The sequence below is a fragment of the Flavobacterium rivuli WB 3.3-2 = DSM 21788 genome (genome assembly GCF_000378485.1).
GTDB lineage: Bacteria > Bacteroidota > Bacteroidia > Flavobacteriales > Flavobacteriaceae > Flavobacterium > Flavobacterium rivuli.
In genome coordinates this window covers 57,865-78,611 of sequence record NZ_KB899968.1, presented here as the reverse complement: position 1 = coordinate 78,611, position 20,747 = coordinate 57,865, and the positions used below count along the sequence as shown (strand labels likewise).

Here is a 20,747-nt window from a genome sequence, read left to right as displayed (position 1 = left end):
TTATTTTTTAGGCGTTACCGATACTTTAACCGGACTATCATTCTTTAGTGTAAGCACACCGGTAGTTAATACTGTGTCTCCCGGTTTTAAACCGGTAAGCACTACAATGTCTTTATCGGTACGCGTGCCGGTCTCTACCATAACTTCTTTAGCTTTGCCGTTTTGAGATATAAAAACTTTTTTGCCATTTTGTACCGGCACAATAGCCTCAGTAGGTACAACATAGGCATTAGCCGTTTTATCGAGCGTAAGGATAACGTTTGCGAATGTACCCGGCAAAAGCTTCCCGTTAGCGTTAGGAGCCAGTGCCCTCATGCGCAGTGTACGTGTAGCTGCCTCTACAGCCGGCTCTAAGGCATATATAGTAGCCGAGTGTTTTACAGAATCTCCCGCTACGGTAAAAGTAATTTTAGAATTTACCTTCATTTGCGAGGCATATTTTTCGGGTACCGAAAATGTAATTTTTACATCGCTACTGTTAACCAATGTAGTAATTAAGGTTTGAGGTGTTACATACGTACCGGGCGATATATTGCGAAGCCCAATAGTACCGGAGAAGGGCGCTCGTATAGATGTTTTTGCAATTTGCGCATTAAGCAGTTGTGTTTGTGCCTGTGCAGTTTTAAAATCGGCACTGGCAATGTCATATTCTTCCTGGCTAATTGCCTCTTTTTCTAAAAGTAGTTTTGCCCTGCGTTCATTTTCAGAGGCCAGGTTTTGCCTTGTTTTAGTGGCACCACCCTGGGCACGAAGTTCTATATCGTTAATTTTTAAAAGCACCTCTCCTTTTTGTACCGTCTGCCCTTCTTTAAAATAGATATTTTGTGCAATACCAGATACTTCGCTGGTTATTTGTACCTGCTCATTAGCTTCTATAGAACCCGAAAGAGAGAGTGTATTGTTAAACTCACCGGGGTTTACCACCACGCCGCTTACCGACATTGGAGGTTTGTTACCCTTACCTCCGCCACCTGACATTTCTTCTTTTTGCTTTTTATTTTCGGATATCCTGTAATAAACAAGCGCACCAATACCAACAATTATTAGTGTATATACAATATATTTGACCTTCATGTTATGTGTAAAACTATCTATTATTAGCAAAGCTAACAGAAACAGGGACTAATTTTTATACTTTAACACAAAAAAATGCTGAATTAAATACGTCATTTATAGTTTTTTAATACTAAAGCTGCAAATGAGCCTTCACTTAACGAAAACGTAATATTAAAAATCCACATTTACATACTTTATGACAGCTTGTTTTGTTACTGTGCAACTTAAATTTATCTTTGTACCCGTAAACAACAACAAACTACCTTAATGAAAAACACTTTAATTGCACCCTCTGTGCTTTCGGCAGATTTTGCCAACCTGCAACGCGATATCGAAATGATTAACAACAGCGATGCCGACTGGTTTCACGTTGATATTATGGATGGTGTATTTGTTCCTAACATATCTTTTGGCATGCCGGTGCTGGAGGCTATTTCGCGCCATGCAAAAAAAACCATCGATGTGCATTTAATGATCGTAAACCCTGACCAGTACATAAAAACATTTGCACAGCTTGGTGCAAATAACCTTACTGTGCACTACGAGGCTTCTACCCACCTGCACCGCACACTGCAGGCAATAAGGGCAGAAGGTATGAAAGCAGGTGTTGCTATTAACCCGCACACTAACGTTAACCTGCTGGAAGATGTTATAAACGATATAGACCTTGTATGTATAATGAGCGTTAACCCGGGCTTTGGCGGACAAAGTTTTATAGAGAATACCTACGCTAAAATACGTAAGCTAAAAGAGATCATTACCCGCAACGGCGCATCTACACTTATAGAAATAGATGGCGGTGTAAGCGACAAAAATGCTGTACAACTTGTAGAGGCCGGAGCAGATGTGCTTGTGGCAGGCAATTATGTATTTAGGGCAGAAAACCCTGTAACAACCATTGCAGGCCTTAAAAAGCTTACAGCTATATAATAACAACTATTAAGGAATATGGTTAAGGAAGGTTAAAACTATTATTAATCCTTACACAGGCTGCTTACTTAAGATTGGCATAAACTGATCGCAGCTTGTTTTTTGGAAAAATAACAGAATTCTTAACAATACTATTGCCTAAGCCTTCAGGAAAAATAAATAACCCATATAAACTGCCTTATTTAAAACAGTTTATATGGGTTATTGCTTAATCAGGTGTACTAACCTGATTAATTTTAATTGTTAAAGTAAAAACCCGCGGGAGCTATACCTACAGTAAGCGACTGCTGTGGTGCACCCGTAAGAGAGTAAATATTTACTTTCCCGGCAGCGGTGTATGAGCCTGATCCTACATAAATATGGTCGTCTTCAACATCAAAAGCGGTTATGCCGGTAACACTCTGGGCAGATGTATTAAATAATGGAGTTATAGGCAAAGTAGTATTTAACAAATCGGTTTTATAAACAGCTGTACCAATAGTGTAATACATTGCATTATCTTCTATAACAAGATTAGATGGGTGCGTAATATTAGGGAAATCAGTTGTGGCAACAACCCTGTTATTACTAAGGTTAATCCTCGTTAACCTACCTGCAGTTTCTGTACTTGCATAGTAAGGATAACCTTCGCTTAACACATATAATGTACCATCTTCTGCTTCAAGAGATCCCGGTATAGCACCTACTTCAATAGTAGTTTCTACGGTGTTGGTAGTTGTATTAATAACACTAATTGTAGTACCCATGCCATAGCCACCTTTATGGGCTACGTAAAGTTTACCGTTTTCGGCAATAATTTTTTCAGGCCCCTCGGCAACAGGAATCCTTGTACTTGTAAGGGTATTTGTAGCAAGGTCTATTACAGCTATATAGTCATCTGCCGCAATCTCTCCTACTCCCCAACAGGTTACATATCCTTTTCCATTTTCAAATGTAATATAACGTGGATTGGTAAGGCCTGTTTGCAGGCTGGCTATCGGGGCAAATGTATATCGGTTTACAATCTCTACTTTATGTGAGTTATTTACCACTATGTAAGCAAAATCTCCGTTAAGACCTATGTCCTGGCCGGTATCTCCCAAGGGCTGGCCCAGCAGGTTAGCATCAAAAATATTATTTTCTACCGCAAAAGCATTTGATATAAATGATACCGATGCATTACCCGAAGTAAAATTTCCCTGGTTTAGTACGATTACGCCATTTGCATAAGCGCCAGACGGCGTAGTTGTGTTATCATCGTCACTGCTACAAGACACAAAAAAGAGCGATCCAGCAAGTACTGTAAATAGTAATTTGTTAAGCTTCATGTTATATTAAAATTTTAGGTTAAGGTACACATTGTAATTGCGCCCCGGCATAGGCCGCGATGCCACATTTAAATATTCAGTATTATAAAGGTTGCTAACCTGCGCGCCCAGGCTACAGCCTTTAAGCACTTTAAAAGTATACTCTGCACCAATGGCAGATACATTATAAGGATCTATCCCGGCAGAACTATCGGTTGTGTAAAAAACCTCACCAGTGAACAGGTGCCTGTAATATACAGATATATTTTTATAGGCATACGCCAGTGCTGCTGTGGCTTTATGCTTAGGCACATACATTAACTGGTTACTGCTGCCGTCTTCTCGCGATACTGTATAGGCATAGGTGCCATTAAACGTAACGCGGCTGTGGCCAAATTGCTTTTGGTAACTTAAAACAGATTCTACACCATAGGTGCTTACTTTTCCCACATTTTCAGGCCGCCATATATTACCGGAATCGGGCACCCAGCGCAGCATATCACGTAGTTTTATGTAATAGCCTGTAACACTAAGGGTAGCACCCGCATAGCTAAATACATTACCCACTTCTGCCTGATAGGAGCTTTCGGGTTTCAGGTTAGGGTTGCCACTACCCTGCCAGTACAAGTCATTATAAGTAGGTATCCTGAAGTTGCGCGACGCATTTACTTTAAGGCTGTAAAACTTAGCAACACCTACATTTGCCCCGGCAGAAAATAAAAGCGGACTCTGGTAAGCATTTTTAATTTCTTTACGGATGCCAAGTTCGTACTGAAACCTTTCTGTAGGCGCATGTTTCATCAATAAACTGCCCGACCCTACATTGCGTTTATGATTTAAAATATCAGATCCTTCGCCATTGTTTTGGGTATAATCGGCAATGGCATTCAGCTTTAGCTTAGAGCTAAAATCATAAGTAGCATCATAGCGGCTAATAAATGTCTTTACCTGCCCAAACGTAAAACTGTCCGTAGCAAAATCTTCAAAATACTTATACTTTTCCTGTAAATAGGCTACTTTAAGCCGCGATGTAAAACGGTTGTAATTACCCGTCCATTCCAGTAAATTTCGGGTATTGGTGTCGTCATACAAACTGCGTGATGGTGCAGATATCGTTCGGGCAAAATGCCTTTCGCCATTAAATAAATAACTGTATAGTCGCAATACGTTTTTCGCATTTAGCCTGTAGGCAAAGGCAGCATTTAAACTTGTGTTTTTGTATTGCCCATTATCATTACGCACATTATAGCCGGGAAATTTATAATCATTATCGCTGCTGTTGTGGCTAATGCTCACATTGGTACTAAACCTGTTTGTAGCCGTTGCCACTTTATAATTTACGCCTAAAGTATTGTAACTTCCATAATCGGTGCGCAGTTCATTAGTAAATTTATTATCAAAAGCCAGTTCGTTATCTAAATGGATGCTGCCGCCTATGGCACTGCTGCCATAAATAACACTGCCTCCCCCTACCCTTACAGATATTACATTAAAATCGCGGGTGTTTAGGGTATTAAAATCGGTTTGCCCGTTAAACTGCGAATTGATGTTGATGCCATTCCATATTACGGCAGTTTGCTGCGCAGTGCTACCACGAAAAGATGGCGATGACACCATGCCCAAACCATTTTCCTTAAAATAAATAACGGTATTGTATTGCAGTAATGAAGTTAGCGAAGCGGCATTCCTGCCAATAACTGAATCGTTTAATTTCTGGACAGATTGTGTTCCAGAGAAATCGCGCAATTGCGTGTCGGATATTACAACTTCCTTAAGTTGTACAATACTATCCTGCTGCGCTACAAGGGTGTGGCACAGTAAAAGAAAGAACGGTAAAATAAATTGTTTCAGCGTCATAATTACTGAACCTTTTTCCCGAAGGCCCGTTATTCGTTTCAGTTAAGGCAGGTCTCCTGGCTTGCGTGCTGTTGTTTACCTTCCCGTTTATAAAAACAGTGGTTTGCAGTTAACAACAGCCTCCCTTGCGGGATAAGCTTACAGTTGCGGGAACAGCCCGGGCTTTTTATACCCGATTCCCTTTTAATGCATTACGGCGACAGCGCAATGCAACCTTAAGTGTGGCACAAAGATATATTGAATTATTTAATTTATACATTTGCACCTGCTGAATTTTATTTATGAGAAAGCTTTATTTACTGTTGATTATCCTGTTTTTGGCATTTGCCGGATGTAAAAACGATGTACAGCCTGCAACGGCACACAACGAAAAAACCGCAAATACCGTTAAGTACGCCAAAGGCCTGCAAATATATAATTATGATGGTTTTACCGTAGTAAAGGTAACCCAGCCGTGGCCGGATGCTACTAAAGGTTTTACTTATGTAATGCAGCGCAAAGGCGCAGTACTGCCCGATAGTTTAAAGAACAGCATCATTATTCCCGTTCCCTTAAGGAGTGTTGTGGTAACCTCTACCACACACATACCTTCGCTGGAAATGCTTGGTGTAGAAAACACGCTGGTGGGTTTCCCGGGAACCGATTATATATCATCGGTTAAAACACGGGCAAGGATAGATTCCGGTAAGGTAAAAGAAGCCGGAGCCAACGAAAGCCTTAATACAGAAGTAATACTGGATCTTGCACCCGATGCTATTGTAGCGTTTGGGATAAACAGCACGAACAAAACCCTGAACAGCCTGCAACAAAGCGGCATTAAGGTAATTTATAATGGCGACTGGACAGAGCAGTCTCCCCTTGGTAAAGCAGAGTGGATTAAATTTTTCGGGGCACTTTATGGCAGAGAAAAAGAGGCCAATGCACTATTTAATAAAGTTGAGAAAGATTATCACGAAGCCCTAAAACTGGCGCAGAAAGTAAGCAGCAAACCTACGGTTATGGCAGGGGCGTTATTTCAGGACCAGTGGTACATGCCACAGGGTGGAAGCTGGGGTGCCTTATTTTTAAAAGATGCCGGAGCCAGTTACCTCTGGGCAGACAGCGCAGGCACGGGCAGCATAAGCCTGTCATTTGAAACCGTGCTGGAAAAAGCCGAAAATGCAGATGTATGGATAGGCCCAAGCCAGTTTACATCGCTTAAGGAAATGACCGATACCAACCCGCATTATGCGCAATTTAAATCATTTAAAAACAAACAGGTATATTCGTACAGTAACAAAAAAGGCGCAACCGGCGGGCTGTTGTATTTTGAGCTTGCCCCTAACCGCCCCGACCTGGTTTTAAAAGACCTGATAAGCATTTTACATCCTGAGCTGCTGCCGGGATACCAGTTAAACTTTTTTGAAAAATTGAAATAACAATTGCAAAACAACCGCCTGCATATCACGCTTTTTACACTTTTAGGGCTTGCCCTACTTGTGTTTTTCTTTGCGAATATAAGCCTGGGTGCGGTTAAAATCCCGCTAACTGATGTTTTACAGAGCCTTACCGGTAGCGAAGCATCTAAAACCAGTTGGCAATACATCATAATAAACTACAGGCTGCCCAAAGCTATAACGGCATTACTAGCGGGCATAGGCTTATCTATAGGCGGGCTGCTCATGCAAACGCTTTTCCGAAACCCATTAGCGGGGCCAGATGTTTTGGGGCTTAACAGTGGTGCCAGCCTGGGCGTGGCTTTTGTAATATTGGCATCGGGTATGCTTCCTGTTGCGCTGGCGGGGGTATTTCTTTCGGCTTATGGTATTGTACTGGCATCGGTGGCAGGAAGTTTCATTGTTTTACTGGCAATATTAGCCGTTGCGCAACGCCTGCGCGATACTATGGCTATACTTATTATAGGACTGATGTTTACCAGTTTTACAGGTGCAATAGTAGGTGTATTAACCTATTTTAGTACTGCCGAACAACTTCAGAAATACACCTTTTGGGCATTAGGAAGCCTTGGTAACCTTCCGTGGAACAACATTGTATTACTCGCTCTCGTCGTTCTTATGGGTCTGATTATGGCAGCCGTTACCCTCAAGCCTCTTGATGCACTTTTACTTGGCGAACGTTATGCCAAGAGTATGGGTATTAACTTTAACCGTACGCGCTTTGTCATTATACTGGCTACCAGCCTGCTTACAGGTTGTATAACCGCTTTTGCCGGGCCTATAGCATTTGTAGGCCTGGTTGTGCCACACATGGCAAAACTCCTTTTTAAAACCAGCAGCCACAACGTTTTATTTTGGGCAACGCTGCTCATTGGCAGTGTGCTTATGCTGTTATGCGATATTTTTACGCAATTGCCGGGAAGTTCTTTTGTACTCCCCATAAACGCCATAACATCTATAATAGGTGCTCCGGTAGTTATTGGGTTGTTGCTTAACAGGCACAAAGGCATCTTTAATTAAATGGCTATGGAGAAAAGTAAAACAATACTGCAGGCAAATAACATAACCATTGGTTACAGTACTAAAAAAGCAAACCATGTTATAGCGCCGGGCATTAACCTGACGCTTAAAAGCGGAACACTAACTGCTCTTATTGGCGCAAATGGTATTGGTAAAAGCACACTGCTTAGAACGCTTACAGGCATACAAAAGCCACTGGCAGGCAGTGTTATACTTAACGGACAAAACATTGAAGCTTACACTCCGGCAGACCTTGCACAACAGCTTAGCATTGTTTTAACCGAAAGCCTGCCGCCAAGTAACCTTACTGTTTATGAACTTGTTGCCCTTGGCCGCCAGCCGTATACTAACTGGGTGGGCAGCCTGTCGGGAGATGACCGCTCTAAAATAACCGAGGCTTTAAAACTTACCCAGACAGACCATTTATCTTATAAAAAACATTTTGAAATAAGCGATGGCCAGCTGCAAAAGGTATTAATAGCAAGGGCACTGGCGCAGGATACCCCGCTTATTATTCTTGACGAACCCACTACACATTTAGACCTTCAGCATAAAGTTAGCTTACTGCGGCTGCTTAAAAAACTGGCTGCAGAACAAAATAAATGTATCCTATATTCTACTCACGACCTGGACCTGGCATTACAATTAAGCGACGAACTTATTATTATGACACCCAATATTGTGCTACAGGACACTCCGCAGGGGTGCATTGAATCTGATATATTTGATACATTGTTTAATGATGACGGAATTGTTTTTGATGCCGAAAAAAGAAGTTTCATCATTAAACAGTAAACTAAAATTACAGTCTATAAGGTTTAACAAAAGCTAAACAGTAATAGGTTATACAATGATTATATTTACATAACACACTAAATATAATTATTATGAGCAATCAGTTTACATTAAAATATCCCGGAGATAAGTCTGGTCTAATAAGCAAAATAAAGAGTACCATAGGCGACAAAGGTACCTTTGCAGGCGATGAGCAAAAAGGCCAGTTTGAGGGCAGTACCCCTATTGGCAATTTTGAAGGTTCGTATACTATTGATGGCGACGATATAAACATCTCTATAGATAAAAAACCATTTTTAGTATCGCACGACAGGATTAAAGATGAGTTTGAAAAAGCCCTTAAAAAAGTATAGCCATGCTAAAGCTTTACAGCCTGTTTATAATCCTTATCTGCGGCATTGCCAGTGCACAGCCTCCCGAAATGAAGTTGAGCGAAGGTGGCTTTGAACCCATTGATGTAAGTATTCCTGCTACTAAACCCGAAAAGCTTGTCTCGGTTACAAAAACATGGGCTTTAGAAAGGCAACGCAGGAAGATTGACCAGGATAAAGGCTATGACTTTACTAATGTAACAGACAACACTATAACGATTACAGGCTTTAAAAAAAATGCTTTTTATTATACTAATCTGGGCGAACAGTTTGAGCATCGCATACAGTATACTATGAAGTTCACTTTTTATGAGAACCGATATACACTGACTTTTACTGTGACACAAATTTACACTGATAATAATACGCCTGTACAATCATCCTTATCAGATTATTTTAAAAGCGACGGAACGCTTAAAGAAGGGTATACAAACCTTGATATTTCGCTGGAAACTACAGTAAATGCAATTGTACAATCACATTATGAAGCCCTGATGAATTTTAGATAACCACAAAAAAATAAAACTTATGATACCGGGAACAGACGATACTAAAGACCTTGGCGATAAAAAAATAAATGGACAGGAAAAGCAAAGCGATAAAAACGAAGGTTTTAGTGGCGATAACCTGCCTAAAAATTATGATCCGTCATCTGATAAATTAAAGGCCGAACTGGATAAAAAGAAAAACGGCGATGTTGAAACACAGCAAAGAGCCCGCGATGTTGATGAAAAGAAAGCGCCACCGGTAAGTGAAAATGACAACACCACCCGCGATGATGGGGAAGTTGTTAGTAAAAGCCGTGGCACTGCGAGCGAAGCCGAAGATATAGAAACTGCAGAGAACCGCGACTTTAATAACGATACTGAGAAAGGACGTTATGATAATTCTAACCCTGATAACAAGGTTAACCGTGGCAACACCCACGCCGGAGAGTAACATTATCCCTTAAAAAGTGTATTGCTAATATTTACTTCGACAGAAAAGCATTTTACATTGTTAGACCATGTATATATGTTTAGCTTATGGTGTATTGGCTTATATTGTATCTGAGTATTAATACTAAGCATAAAAAAACCCTTCAGTTTCCTGAAGGGTTGAAATAAGGGTGGAATACCGGGTTCGAACCGGCGACCTCTAGAACCACAATCTAGCGCTCTAACCAACTGAGCTAAAACCACCATCTGTTTTGCGAGTGCAAATATACTATACTGTTATTGTTTCTGCAAGCAAAATTTAAATTTTTTTATATCAAATTGCTTAAGCTGCTCACTGCCACATGCCTTTCGGCTGTAAAACCTTCGCCATATTCAGTATTTATGAGTCGCCCAAGGTCGGCTGCACGGTACAAAATGCTTTCTTTAAAGTTTTTTGTTGCAATAGGCGTTACCGGTTCTGTACTGTTTGGGTCATAAAATTGCGACTTATATGCCATAAGCGATGCTACTTTTACATCTATAAATCCGGTAATATCTACCACAAAATCGGGTTTCAGGTTTTTCCACTGTATGTAATGGTACACCACTGCCGGCCTCCAGGTCTCCTGACTAATACCTTCATGCTGAGTTTCTATCTTACGCAGTCCTGAAAGAAAACAAGCATCGCTAACAAGCTTGCTGCCCTTCCCGTGGTCTATATGACGGTCTTCTATGGCATTGGCAATAACAATTTCCGGCTGGTACTTGCGTATCATCTCTATTACCTTAAGCTGGTGCTCTTCATCGTTAGTAAAAAAACCATCGCGAAAACGCAGGTTTTCCCTAATGGCTACACCTAATATTTTTCCGGCATTGTCTGCCTCTTCATCCCTTATCTCGGCAGTGCCGCGGGTACCAAGCTCTCCACGGGTAAGATCTATTATCCCGACTTTTTTACCAAGCGAAATTTCTTTGGCTATTGTACCACCGCAACTTAATTCTACATCATCGGGGTGGGCACCAAAAACAAGTATATCTAATTTCATTATTGTAATTGCAAAATTTATAGCTGCAAAGTTACAAAGATTTTGTGGAGGAAGTTTCAAAGTAGCAGAGTTAGGTCGTACAACCTTTGATAAAGATAGTAATTTGGATAATCGAAGTTCAATATAAAATCTACATTCTTAAATCTAAATTTAAAGCACCTTTCTCATCGTCATACTTTTATTTACCGTCTCAAAAAATTCTTTCTCCGGGTTGCTGTCTTTAGTAATGCCGCAGCCTATGTATAGGTTTGCAATATTGCCCTCTATTTTCATACAGCGCAGGTTAACAAAAAGGTCGGTTTTATGATGGCCTGTAGCAGCATCTGCGTTAAGTTCCCCTAGGTAACCCGAATAAAACCCCCTATCGTAACCTTCATTGTGTATTAGGAAAGCTTTGGCATCAGCCTTAGGTAAGCCGCATACTGCAGGTGTAGGGTGCAATGTACTTATAACATCTTTTATGCTACTATCCATTTTTAGCTCTGCCGATATATCTGTTTTTATATGCACAATATTCCCCGCCCTAAAGGTGTACGGCTCGGTGGTAACAATGTCGGCAGCATGTTCACGCAGTTCTTTTAGAATATAATCGGTTACAAACTGTTGCTCTTCCTGCTCTTTGGTTTCCCAAACGGTTTCCTGCTCTTCTGTAAACAATTGTGTACCTGCAAGGGCCACTGTGTGTACGGTATTATTTTCTACCTTAAGCAATTGTTCCGGCGTTGCCCCCATCCATAAACCGGACTGAGGACTGTAAAAACAGTACCTGAATGCCGCAGGATAAGTGTACAACAGTTTTTCATAAATCAGGGTAACATCGGCATCATCAAACTCAACAGCTTCGGTGCGTGATGTAACCAGTTTTTTAAACTGCCCGGTGTTTATAGCCGCTACACTTTTAGCTACCAATGCTTCAAAATCGGCTTTGGCTTCCTTATTAATATCGAACGATTTAGGCTGTAATTTTTTAAAGCCGCCCACTTCAATTTCGGCATTTACAACCTCAGCAGCATCAAACGGAATAAAAACCGCCTCGCCTTCAAATGGAGCAAACACAAAACCTTTCTTTTTAAAGTCATCAGGGCTATACTGTGCATCATCCTTTTGAAAAACACCGGTTATAGCTTCACTGCCAGGTTTACTATACACCGCAAAAGGCAATTGCGCAGCAAGCTGTTCTTTTATTTTTAAAAATATATTTCTCATTTTTTCTTTACACGAATTTCACAAATTCACACAAATTTTACATGCAGCCTTCTGAAAACTGCGACTGAATACTGCCACTACTCTCCCCCGGCTCTCTTCCTTGGCAAGACAATATTGGTTATTTTGCAAAGCGATATCAGCCTGTCTTCTTCATCGGTAATTTTTATTTCCCATAAGTGCAGGCTCCTGCCCTGGTGTACAATCCGTGCAGTACCCGTTACCACGCCTTCGCGCTTGCTGCGCAAATGGTTTGCAGATATCTCTATACCCCTAACCTCCTGCAATTCGGGGTTTACAAACATAAGCGATGCTGCACTGCCCACACTTTCGGCTAATGCTACACTTGCCCCGCCATGCAGTAACCCCATGGGCTGGTGTACACGCGGGTTAACAGGCATAGTTGCCTGCAGGAAACCTTCGGCAGCATCGGTATAAACAATACCCAGAGTTTCCATTAATGTATTTTTACTATAGTCGTTGCACATTTTAAGTGCTTTTTCTTTATCGAATGCCATTGTGGTTTGTTTTTGTAAAGATAGAAAAAGCCCCCTAACCCCCAAAGGGGGAATTGCTGCAATAAAACTATAAACTACTAACAATAAACAACGAAATACAAACTAAAAACACTTTACCCGCGTTAACCATTAGATTGCCTTTAAAAATTATAAATTAATAGCTATTTTTACCAAAAATTGTTTAACGCTATGCGCCATCTTTTACTATTGCTTTTACTGGGCTTTGCCGTAACCTTTACCTCTTGCCGTGATGATTTTGAATTTGAACCCAGCACCGGCGGACTCGAATTTTCGCGCGATACAGTATACCTCGATACCGTTTTTACCAACGTAGGATCAAGCACTTATACACTAAAGGTATACAACCGCAGCAATAAAGACATTAGCATTCCACGTATAGCACTGGGCCAGGCAGAAAACTCTAAATACCGTCTTATGGTAGATGGTGTTCCCGGCAAGGTGTTTAACAATGTAGAGCTTTTAGCAAAGGACAGTATGTTTGTTTTTATAGAAACCACTATAGATTATACTGACTATGCCAATGACAATACCACATTTTTATATACCGACAACATACAGTTTACAAGCAGCAACGGCAACCAAAAGGTAGAACTCGTTACCCTTGTACAGGACGCTTACTTTTTGTTCCCGCAGCGCAACGATGAGGGACTTTATGAAGCTGTACGTTATGACAGCGATAGTAATACTACCGAGCCTACTTATATTTACGGCTTTAACTTAGACCATGCCGATCATGATGACGAATACCACTGGAAAAACACCAAGCCTTATGTAATATATGGCTATGCCAATGTCCCATCTGGTGAAACACTTGTGGTAGACCCGGGCGCGAGGATACACTTTCATGCCGATTCCGGGCTTATGGTTCGTCCCGGCGCAAGGCTGGAAGTTAATGGTTCGCAATCGTCTACAGCCGCTTTAGAAAATGAAGTGATTTTTGAAGGCGACAGGCTTGAGCCGGATTTCCATGATATTCCCGGACAATGGGGGTCGGTTTTAATAATGTCAGAAGCAGATAATACCATTAACCACCTTACCGTAAAAAATGCCAACATAGGTATTTTTGCCCAGGCACCAATTGGCGACAACAATACCATACCAAAATTAAAAATCAACAACTCACAAATATACAACAGCACAAACTTTGGCCTCTTTAGCATACATGGAAATACTACAGGTACAAACCTTGTAATTAACAATGCAGGCCAGGCATCGCTTTCTTTAGTACAGGGCGGTACGCACAGTTTTAAGCAATGTACTTTTGCAAACTACTTTAACAGCTACAACCAGGTACCTGTGCTTATGAACAATTACTGGGATGTTGGCAATGTAACGCGCTATTCTGATATGGTTGCCTCTTTTGATAACTGTATTATGTATGGATCCGGTAATTTAGGCATATCGTTAGAGAAATTTGTTCCTCCAACGGGTAATGATACCACTATCTTTAAATCGGTATTTAACCATTGCCTTATAAAATTGGTAGACACAGGCAACCAGCTTGCCAATAACTCTTTATATAAGTACGAAACAAACACTACTGCAGACGACACCTACTATAACACCTGCGTGATTGCAAAAACAGCTAATAATAACAGGCCAAGGTTTGAAGATGCACCAAACAATAAGCTAAACCTTATTACCAATGATGCTGCAACCCCTGCAAATCCAGGTCCTGAAGGCAGTGCCGACCCTGTAGTTGCGGCAGTCGTAGGTCCGGACATTAAAGGTGTTGCCCGCAGTGCATCTGCACCGGATATGGGTGCTTACGAAAGCCAGCCCGCTCCGGCAGAATAATTATTGCCTGTAATTCAGGTATTTTTCATAATTTTAGGCAACCAACTTAAAATCAATAATTATGAAAAGTACCTGCATTGCCCTTTGTGCCCTTACGCTGTGTTTAATATCGTGCAAAGACGGCGTAAAAATCCAAACCTCAGCCACTACCGAAACGAACGATACTATACCTGTTAAAGACACGGTTAACGATAAACCTCTTGACTCCGCGCAAACAGAGCAGGCATGGAAAGACTATGCCACACCCGGTTTTGCCCACAAAATGATGGCCGACGAACAGGGGAAATGGGATGTTACCATGACCTTCTGGATGAACCCCGATGCGCTGCCTGAAGCATACACCTCCACAGCCGAAGTGAGGATGATACTAAGCGGCCATTACCAGGAAACCTTTTACAGCGGCACCATGATGGGTATGCCGTTTGAAGGCAAAAGCACCCTGGCATACAACAACAAGAGCGGCGAATATACCTCTACCTGGATAGACAATATGGGTACCGGCATGATGATTACTAAAGGCCATTATGACGAAGCCGTAAAAGCTATTAACCTTACAGGCCAAATGATAGACCCCATTACCGGAAAGAATATAAACATGCGCGAGGTGTATACTTTTGTAGATGCCAATACCCGCAAGCTTGAAACCTACGATACTAAACAAGGCCAAAAGGAATTCAAGAGCATGGAAATTGTGTTGAAGAGGAAGAAATAGCTTGCCATCTATCATACAAATTTCAATATAATAGCTTGCTTACATAGTAAAACTTTAATTTATGGAAGATTTTATCATTGAGGCGCTTGGCGATTGCGATGAACATGTCGAAGAAACGTTTACCGAATTTACCAACCGTTATGATGGCTTTGGGAAAGATTTTTATTTGATGATAAAGGACTCGCTCCCATTAGTATTCGAAAAGCTGAAATTTTACAAGGCAACTGTTCGTACCGGTAAGTGCGTTGGGGTAGCCAACACCAAAGATAGCTTTGCGATATTTGAAGGTAATGTAAATAAATTTGTTATCCAACTTTCCTATTACGGGGTAATTTGTTTGTGTGATATCGACACCAATTTTATTTATGAAACTGGCGACTGGTCAGATAACGCATACAAAGAAGCACTCGAATTTGTAAGCACGCACTTTGATAAAGATTATGATAACTCAAGAATAAGCGGTTAACCTCATCACCTACAATTTTACGACACTAAACAAGGCCAAAATGAATTTAAGAGTATGGAAATTGTGCTGAAGAGGAAGAGGTAACGTGCCACGAATTACACGAATTTCCACTAACAATAAATCCGGCTATGCGGCCGGATTTATTGTTATGACAAATAGCTAAAGGTAACATTTATTAAAAAGATACTTATACCCCATGAAGGAATACCTCAGCAGGTATGTCAAAATATTTTTTTAATTTTTGAGCCATTTTTAATGTAATTTCACGCTTACCTGATAAAATTGCAGAAACATGGCCTTTACTTCCAATAATAGGCTCAAGGTCTTTTGCTTTTATTCCGCGCTCCTGCATTTTATATTTAATTACTTCCAGTGCATCTAACTCAGGTAATTGATAATGCTTATCATCATAATCTTTTATCAAAACTATAAGCATATCTAACTCATCACCATCAGGTGTATTTGGCTCTGCATGAAATATAGCCATCATACGCATCGAAGCACTATTGTAATCTTCTTCCGTCTTTAATACTTTCCAGTTCATCATTTTTATTTTTTTTCCGTTAAAATCGAAGTATCAAATACAACTGTTTCAACATTAACTTTATCATATTCTTTGTGAGTTCCAAACCAAATAACATAACATGCACCCTGCAAAAAATTTGTTGAAACTATTAACCTGAAATCATTTCCTTTAATATTAAATACAACCCTTCCGTTGTTTACAATACTGGCATTCCCATAAACCTTTTTAAGTTCATTAAAATTAGCGAATTCATTTTTAGAAAAATCATTATACCAAATCATTAACGGCATTTCCGCCATTGGATATTTTTTTATGTAAAATAAAACCGTCTTCTTAACCAACACCTTCATTCAACAAAATTACTAAAAAGTTTTCAATTTGAAAACTAAAACTATGCCTGTTCAACAAATTTATCGCCTTTCAAATCAACTCTTTTACACTTGCCTAATTCCGCTTTTTTGATTAATTTTGCACCTTAAACAACAACACACATACTAATGATCCATTTCTTCGGAAACCAGACCAATACGGTTTTTGCAGTACAGTCGCAAAACCAGCTTTCGGCAGAGGATATTTCAAAATTAAACTGGCTTTTTGGCAACGCGCATAAAATAGAAAAATCCGTCCTTACGGATTTTTTTGTTGGCCCACGTGCCACCATGATCACGCCCTGGAGCACTAATGCTGTAGAGATTACCCAGAATATGGGCATCGAAGGCATTATCCGCATCGAGGAGTTTGAGAAAGTAGCTGAGGCCGATGCCAAATTCGACCCTATGCTTTCGCAAAAGTATGACGGCCTTGATCAGGACATTTACACTATAAACATCAAGCCCGAGCCTATCCTCGAAATTGAGGATATCGCGGCTTACAATAAACAGGAAGGGCTTTCGCTTAACCCGGAAGAGGTAGATTACCTTAATAACCTGGCAACCAAACTTGGCAGAAAATTAACTGACAGCGAAGTATTCGGATTCTCTCAGGTTAACAGCGAGCACTGCCGCCACAAAATATTCAACGGTACGTTTGTAATAGATGGCGAAGAAAAACCATCATCGTTATTCAAGCTTATCAAGAAAACATCGGTAGAGACACCGGGCGATATCGTTTCGGCATACAAAGACAACGTGGCGTTTATAAAAGGCCCGCGCGTACAGCAGTTTGCCCCTGAAACGGCTGATAAACCCGACTTCTACGCGATTAAAGAATTTAACTCTGTTATCTCAATAAAAGCAGAAACCCACAACTTTCCTACCACGGTAGAGCCCTTTAATGGTGCTGCTACGGGTGCAGGCGGAGAAATTCGCGACAGGCTTGCCGGTGGGCAGGGATCGCTCCCTCTTGCAGGTACAGCTGTGTACATGACGGCCTACTCAAGACTGGAAGAAAACAGGACATGGGAAGAGGGTATGGACGAGCGCAAATGGCTGTACCAAACCCCAATGGATATATTAATAAAAGCCTCTAACGGAGCATCTGATTTTGGTAATAAATTCGGGCAGCCGCTTATTACAGGGTCGGTACTTACGTTTGAACATGAGGAAGAAGGCCGTAAGTTAGGCTTTGATAAAGTAATAATGCTTGCCGGTGGTGTAGGCTATGGTAAAGCCAGCCAGGCGGCCAAGCAAAAACCACAGGTGGGAGACAAAATTGTTATACTGGGTGGCGAAAACTACCGCATAGGTATGGGTGGTGCAGCAGTATCAAGTGCAGATACAGGTGCTTTTGCATCAGGTATCGAGCTTAATGCCGTGCAGCGTTCTAACCCCGAAATGCAAAAACGTGCCGCTAACGCTGTACGCGGACTGGTAGAGGCCGATGTTAACCCTATTGTTTCTATTCACGATCACGGTGCGGGCGGACACTTAAACTGCCTTAGCGAACTTGTAGAAGAGACAGGCGGTAAAATAGACCTTGACAAATTGCCGGTGGGCGACCCTACGCTTTCGGCTAAAGAAATTATAGGTAACGAGAGCCAGGAACGTATGGGCCTTGTTATTGGGCAAAAAGATATTGATACATTGCAACGCATTGCCGATCGTGAGCGTAGCCCTATGTATGCTGTGGGTGATGTAACAGGCGACCACCGCTTTACTTTTGAGAGTGCCACAACCCATGCAAAACCAATGGATTTTGCGCTGGAAGACATGTTTGGCTCTTCGCCAAAAACCATCATGGAAGACAAAACGGTTGCCGTTAATTACAGCAACCCTGAATATACACAGGAAAAACTGCACGATTACCTTAACCAGGTATTGCAGCTTGAAGCCGTGGCCAGTAAAGACTGGTTAACTAATAAGGTAGACCGTTGTGTGGGCGGTAAAGTTGCCAAGCAGCAAACGGCAGGCCCTATTCAGCTACCGTTAAACAACGTGGGCGTTATGGCGCTTGATTATGCCGGTAAAGAAGGTATAGCAACTACTATAGGCCACTCCCCTGTTTCGGCATTGGTAGATCCTGTTGCGGGTAGCCGTAACTCTATTGGCGAGGCTTTATCAAACATTGTTTTTGCTCCGCTTAAAGACGGTTTGGCAAGCGTATCGCTTTCGGCAAACTGGATGTGGGCTTGTAAGAACGAAGGCGAAGATGCCCGTTTGTATGAAGCCGTACAAGGCTGCAGCGATTTTGCTATCGAACTGGGCATCAACATCCCTACCGGTAAAGATTCGCTTTCCATGAAACAAAAATACCCTGATGGCGATGTTATTGCCCCGGGTACCGTGATAATATCTGCCGCAGGTAACTGTAGCGACATTCGTAAAGTGGTAGAGCCTGTACTTAAAAAGAACGGCGGTAACATTTACCATATTAACCTTAGCGGCGATGCCTTTAAACTTGGCGGATCGTCTTTCGCGCAGGTGCTTAACAAAGTGGGCAGCGAAGTACCTAGCATCAGGGATGCAGCCAATTTTAAAAATGCTTTTAATACTATACAAGATTTAATTAAAGACGGTAAAATTGCAGCAGGCCACGATATAGGCAGCGGTGGTTTAATAACTACACTTCTTGAAATGAGCTTTGCCGAGGTTAACCTGGGTGCTGATTACGACCTGACAAACCTTAACGAAGCTGATACTGTAAAAGCCCTATTTGCTGAGAACATTGCGATTGTTATTCAGGCAGATACTACTGTCGAAGAAGTTTTTGCTAAAAACAACGTAGCGTTCACTCTTATAGGCAAGCCTAAAGAGGGCAACACGGTAACCGTTAAAAACGGCGATGCCAACTATACCTTTGACGTTAAAGAAACAAGGGATACCTGGTTTAAAACCTCTTACCTGCTTGACCAGAAACAAAGTGGCAAACAAAAAGCACAGGAGCGTTACAACAACTACAAAAACCAACCGTTACAATACACATTCCCGAGCCAGTTTACAGGTAAAAAAGTGGTGTTAGACCCGTCTAAACCACGCCCTAAAGCGGCAATTATCCGTGAGAAAGGCAGTAACTCGGAACGTGAAATGGCAAATGCCATGTACCTTGCCGGTTTTGATGTGAAAGACGTACACATGACCGACCTTATTTCCGGCCGTGAAACACTTGAAGATATTCAGTTTATTGGTGCTGTGGGAGGTTTCTCCAACAGCGATGTACTGGGTTCGGCTAAGGGCTGGGCAGGTGCTTTCCTTTATAACGAAAAAGCTAAAATTGCTTTAGAAAAATTCTTTGCGAGAGAAGATACACTATCGGTAGGTATTTGTAACGGATGCCAGCTGTTTATAGAGCTTGGCCTTATAAACCCCGACCATGAAGTAAAACCGCGCATGCTGCATAACGACAGTAAAAAACACGAAAGTGGCTTTACATCGGTTACTGTGCAGGAAAACAGCTCGGTTATGCTAAGCACGCTTGCCGGCAGTACGCTGGGTGTGTGGATATCTCATGGTGAAGGTAAATTCGACTTACCCTACACCGAAGATAAGTATGATGTTGTGGCAAAATACGCTTACAACGGCTACCCGGCTAACCCTAACGGCTCGCACTTTGATATTGCTATGATGGCAAGCAACAATGGCCGCCACCTGGTTATGATGCCGCACATAGAGCGCTCTATGTTCCAGTGGAACTGGGCTTATTACCCTGAAGGCCGTACTGATGAGGTTTCGCCATGGCACGAAGCGTTTGTTAACGCCCGTGAGTGGATTGAGAAGAGATAATTAGATTATTGGACTGTTAGATTTTCAGACAAAAAATAATAGATGATAGACGCCTCCAGAAATGGGGGCGTTTTTTGCTTTTATTAATTTAGTATATTCCCAAATATAATAAAAGCTACAAATGCAAACTTCAGAATAAATAGCTAATCAGAATAAACAATGGTACCTGATTGAAATTATCGAAAAGTGCGAACCGGTTGTGAGTAACAAAACTAACGATTTAAGAAGGGTAACAACTTGGGGAAACACACACTTAGTAAAAGCTGAATCTCCTGAAGAAGCCTATAAAAAAGGCTTAAAAATAGGTAAGGAAAAAGAATACAAATTCATTAATGCTAACCATAAAGAAATGCAATGGTCCTTTGTGGGTATTGGAGATTTACTACCCATATATGAAAATATTGAAGATGGCGCAGAACTTATGTGGACAGACTACGGCGACATATCTAATAAAAGAGCAAACCGGTTTGCTATCAGCAAAGATGAGTTGATAGGCAATATTAAAAATAAAGAAAAATAGTATGGGTCTTTTCCGCAACAATAGCAAGGAAAATTTTCTACAGAAGAGTGATAGTTCATATAAGTCCGCCACCTGAATCCGGTGAAATCTGATATACAGATAGTAACATGTGT

General features: G+C 41.3%; 20 protein-coding genes, 1 tRNA gene and 1 riboswitch. Of the genes, 12 read left to right on the top strand and 9 right to left on the bottom strand.

All coding sequences use genetic code 11. The features are described from left to right. Window positions 1-1,074, bottom strand: coding sequence for an efflux RND transporter periplasmic adaptor subunit (locus F565_RS0107025; protein ID WP_020212498.1), 1,074 nt, complete (start codon window positions 1,072-1,074; stop codon window positions 1-3). Window positions 1,075-1,323: 249 nt separating this feature from the next. Between F565_RS0107025 and rpe the strand changes: the two genes are divergently transcribed. Next, window positions 1,324-1,986, top strand: coding sequence for a ribulose-phosphate 3-epimerase (gene rpe / locus F565_RS0107020; protein ID WP_020212497.1), 663 nt, complete (start codon window positions 1,324-1,326; stop codon window positions 1,984-1,986). A 236-nt stretch (window positions 1,987-2,222) separates the two neighbouring features. Here the strand turns inward: rpe and F565_RS0107015 are convergent, their stop codons facing one another. After that, the gene (locus F565_RS0107015; protein WP_020212496.1) at window positions 2,223-3,293 is read right to left on the bottom strand and encodes a YncE family protein; all 1,071 of its coding nucleotides are present in this window, start codon (window positions 3,291-3,293) and stop codon (window positions 2,223-2,225) included. A 6-nt stretch (window positions 3,294-3,299) separates the two neighbouring features. Further along, window positions 3,300-5,129 (bottom strand): TonB-dependent receptor plug domain-containing protein, encoded by a 1,830-nt coding sequence (locus F565_RS0107010; protein WP_020212495.1) that lies wholly within the window; start codon window positions 5,127-5,129, stop codon window positions 3,300-3,302. 29 nt (window positions 5,130-5,158) lie between these two features. After that, a riboswitch (cobalamin riboswitch) is annotated at window positions 5,159-5,362 on the bottom strand. A gap of 48 nt (window positions 5,363-5,410) precedes the next feature. Here F565_RS0107010 and F565_RS0107005 point away from each other — a divergent pair. From F565_RS0107005 to F565_RS0106980, 6 genes are all read left to right on the top strand, one after another. Then, window positions 5,411-6,547, top strand: coding sequence for an ABC transporter substrate-binding protein (locus F565_RS0107005; RefSeq protein ID WP_020212494.1), 1,137 nt, complete (start codon window positions 5,411-5,413; stop codon window positions 6,545-6,547). A gap of 3 nt (window positions 6,548-6,550) precedes the next feature. Next, window positions 6,551-7,585 carry an iron ABC transporter permease gene (locus F565_RS0107000; RefSeq protein WP_020212493.1) on the top strand — a complete coding sequence of 345 codons (1,035 nt, stop codon included), beginning with the start codon at window positions 6,551-6,553 and terminating at the stop codon, window positions 7,583-7,585. Then, window positions 7,586-8,380 carry an ABC transporter ATP-binding protein gene (locus F565_RS0106995; RefSeq protein ID WP_020212492.1) on the top strand — a complete coding sequence of 265 codons (795 nt, stop codon included), beginning with the start codon at window positions 7,586-7,588 and terminating at the stop codon, window positions 8,378-8,380. A gap of 92 nt (window positions 8,381-8,472) precedes the next feature. After that, a complete protein-coding gene (locus tag F565_RS0106990) occupies window positions 8,473-8,733 on the top strand; it encodes a hypothetical protein (RefSeq protein WP_020212491.1) in 261 nt (86 codons plus the stop codon). A 2-nt stretch (window positions 8,734-8,735) separates the two neighbouring features. Then, on the top strand, window positions 8,736-9,260 hold the full coding sequence (locus tag F565_RS0106985) for a hypothetical protein (protein WP_020212490.1): 525 nt from the start codon (window positions 8,736-8,738) through the stop codon (window positions 9,258-9,260). Window positions 9,261-9,279: 19 nt separating this feature from the next. Next, the gene (locus F565_RS0106980; RefSeq protein WP_020212489.1) at window positions 9,280-9,690 is read left to right on the top strand and encodes a hypothetical protein; all 411 of its coding nucleotides are present in this window, start codon (window positions 9,280-9,282) and stop codon (window positions 9,688-9,690) included. A 167-nt stretch (window positions 9,691-9,857) separates the two neighbouring features. Here the strand turns inward: F565_RS0106980 and F565_RS0106975 are convergent. The 4 genes from F565_RS0106975 to F565_RS0106960 all read right to left on the bottom strand — a co-directional run bounded on the left by F565_RS0106975 (window position 9,858) and on the right by F565_RS0106960 (window position 12,435). Next, window positions 9,858-9,933 (bottom strand) — tRNA-His (locus F565_RS0106975). 64 nt (window positions 9,934-9,997) lie between these two features. Then, entirely contained in the window at window positions 9,998-10,714 is a 717-nt protein-coding gene (bshB1, locus tag F565_RS0106970; protein WP_020212488.1) for a bacillithiol biosynthesis deacetylase BshB1, read from the bottom strand. 150 nt (window positions 10,715-10,864) lie between these two features. After that, a complete protein-coding gene (locus tag F565_RS0106965) occupies window positions 10,865-11,920 on the bottom strand; it encodes an isochorismate synthase (protein WP_020212487.1) in 1,056 nt (351 codons plus the stop codon). Window positions 11,921-11,997: 77 nt separating this feature from the next. Further along, window positions 11,998-12,435: a PaaI family thioesterase gene (locus F565_RS0106960; RefSeq protein WP_020212486.1), complete on the bottom strand. Its 438-nt coding sequence runs from the start codon at window positions 12,433-12,435 to the stop codon at window positions 11,998-12,000. Between the two features lie 189 nt (window positions 12,436-12,624). Here F565_RS0106960 and F565_RS0106955 point away from each other — a divergent pair, with 189 nt between their 5' ends. The 3 genes from F565_RS0106955 (at window position 12,625) to F565_RS0106945 (ending at window position 15,431) form a co-directional block, all read left to right on the top strand. Next, window positions 12,625-14,253, top strand: coding sequence for a hypothetical protein (locus tag F565_RS0106955; RefSeq protein WP_020212485.1), 1,629 nt, complete (start codon window positions 12,625-12,627; stop codon window positions 14,251-14,253). A gap of 61 nt (window positions 14,254-14,314) precedes the next feature. Continuing rightward, a complete protein-coding gene (locus tag F565_RS0106950; protein ID WP_020212484.1) occupies window positions 14,315-14,965 on the top strand; it encodes a DUF1579 domain-containing protein in 651 nt (216 codons plus the stop codon). Window positions 14,966-15,026: 61 nt separating this feature from the next. Further along, window positions 15,027-15,431, top strand: coding sequence for a hypothetical protein (locus F565_RS0106945; protein WP_020212483.1), 405 nt, complete (start codon window positions 15,027-15,029; stop codon window positions 15,429-15,431). A gap of 187 nt (window positions 15,432-15,618) precedes the next feature. On the opposite strand, the gene F565_RS0106940 is transcribed toward F565_RS0106945, so the two are convergent. Beyond that, window positions 15,619-15,978, bottom strand: a complete 360-nt coding sequence (locus F565_RS0106940) for a helix-turn-helix domain-containing protein (RefSeq protein WP_026299930.1) — start codon at window positions 15,976-15,978, stop codon at window positions 15,619-15,621. A gap of 2 nt (window positions 15,979-15,980) precedes the next feature. Then, the gene (locus F565_RS0106935; protein ID WP_197062250.1) at window positions 15,981-16,256 is read right to left on the bottom strand and encodes a type II toxin-antitoxin system HigB family toxin; all 276 of its coding nucleotides are present in this window, start codon (window positions 16,254-16,256) and stop codon (window positions 15,981-15,983) included. A gap of 198 nt (window positions 16,257-16,454) precedes the next feature. On the opposite strand from F565_RS0106935, the gene purL reads away from it, so the two are divergent. Further along, complete coding sequence (gene purL / locus F565_RS0106930; RefSeq protein ID WP_020212480.1) at window positions 16,455-20,114, top strand: phosphoribosylformylglycinamidine synthase; 3,660 nt, start codon at window positions 16,455-16,457, stop codon at window positions 20,112-20,114. 199 nt (window positions 20,115-20,313) lie between these two features. Further along, entirely contained in the window at window positions 20,314-20,634 is a 321-nt protein-coding gene (locus F565_RS0106925; RefSeq protein WP_020212479.1) for a DUF4288 domain-containing protein, read from the top strand. Window positions 20,635-20,747 lie beyond the last annotated feature (113 nt).

Excerpts from the sequence above, each read along its gene's own strand:
- F565_RS0107025 (WP_020212498.1), bottom strand. The coding sequence starts at position 1,074 with ATGAAGGTCAAATATATTGTATATACACTAATAATTGTTGGTATTGGT.
- rpe (WP_020212497.1), top strand. The coding sequence starts at position 1,324 with ATGAAAAACACTTTAATTGCACCCTCTGTGCTTTCGGCAGATTTTGCC.
- F565_RS0107015 (WP_020212496.1), bottom strand. The coding sequence starts at position 3,293 with ATGAAGCTTAACAAATTACTATTTACAGTACTTGCTGGATCGCTCTTT.
- F565_RS0107010 (WP_020212495.1), bottom strand. The coding sequence starts at position 5,129 with ATGACGCTGAAACAATTTATTTTACCGTTCTTTCTTTTACTGTGCCAC.
- F565_RS0107005 (WP_020212494.1), top strand. The coding sequence starts at position 5,411 with ATGAGAAAGCTTTATTTACTGTTGATTATCCTGTTTTTGGCATTTGCC.
- F565_RS0106995 (WP_020212492.1), top strand. The coding sequence starts at position 7,586 with ATGGCTATGGAGAAAAGTAAAACAATACTGCAGGCAAATAACATAACC.
- F565_RS0106990 (WP_020212491.1), top strand. The coding sequence starts at position 8,473 with ATGAGCAATCAGTTTACATTAAAATATCCCGGAGATAAGTCTGGTCTA.
- F565_RS0106985 (WP_020212490.1), top strand. The coding sequence starts at position 8,736 with ATGCTAAAGCTTTACAGCCTGTTTATAATCCTTATCTGCGGCATTGCC.
- F565_RS0106980 (WP_020212489.1), top strand. The coding sequence starts at position 9,280 with ATGATACCGGGAACAGACGATACTAAAGACCTTGGCGATAAAAAAATA.
- bshB1 (WP_020212488.1), bottom strand. The coding sequence starts at position 10,714 with ATGAAATTAGATATACTTGTTTTTGGTGCCCACCCCGATGATGTAGAA.
- F565_RS0106965 (WP_020212487.1), bottom strand. The coding sequence starts at position 11,920 with ATGAGAAATATATTTTTAAAAATAAAAGAACAGCTTGCTGCGCAATTG.
- F565_RS0106960 (WP_020212486.1), bottom strand. The coding sequence starts at position 12,435 with ATGGCATTCGATAAAGAAAAAGCACTTAAAATGTGCAACGACTATAGT.
- F565_RS0106955 (WP_020212485.1), top strand. The coding sequence starts at position 12,625 with ATGCGCCATCTTTTACTATTGCTTTTACTGGGCTTTGCCGTAACCTTT.
- F565_RS0106950 (WP_020212484.1), top strand. The coding sequence starts at position 14,315 with ATGAAAAGTACCTGCATTGCCCTTTGTGCCCTTACGCTGTGTTTAATA.
- F565_RS0106945 (WP_020212483.1), top strand. The coding sequence starts at position 15,027 with ATGGAAGATTTTATCATTGAGGCGCTTGGCGATTGCGATGAACATGTC.
- F565_RS0106940 (WP_026299930.1), bottom strand. The coding sequence starts at position 15,978 with ATGATGAACTGGAAAGTATTAAAGACGGAAGAAGATTACAATAGTGCT.
- F565_RS0106935 (WP_197062250.1), bottom strand. The coding sequence starts at position 16,256 with ATGGCGGAAATGCCGTTAATGATTTGGTATAATGATTTTTCTAAAAAT.
- purL (WP_020212480.1), top strand. The coding sequence starts at position 16,455 with ATGATCCATTTCTTCGGAAACCAGACCAATACGGTTTTTGCAGTACAG.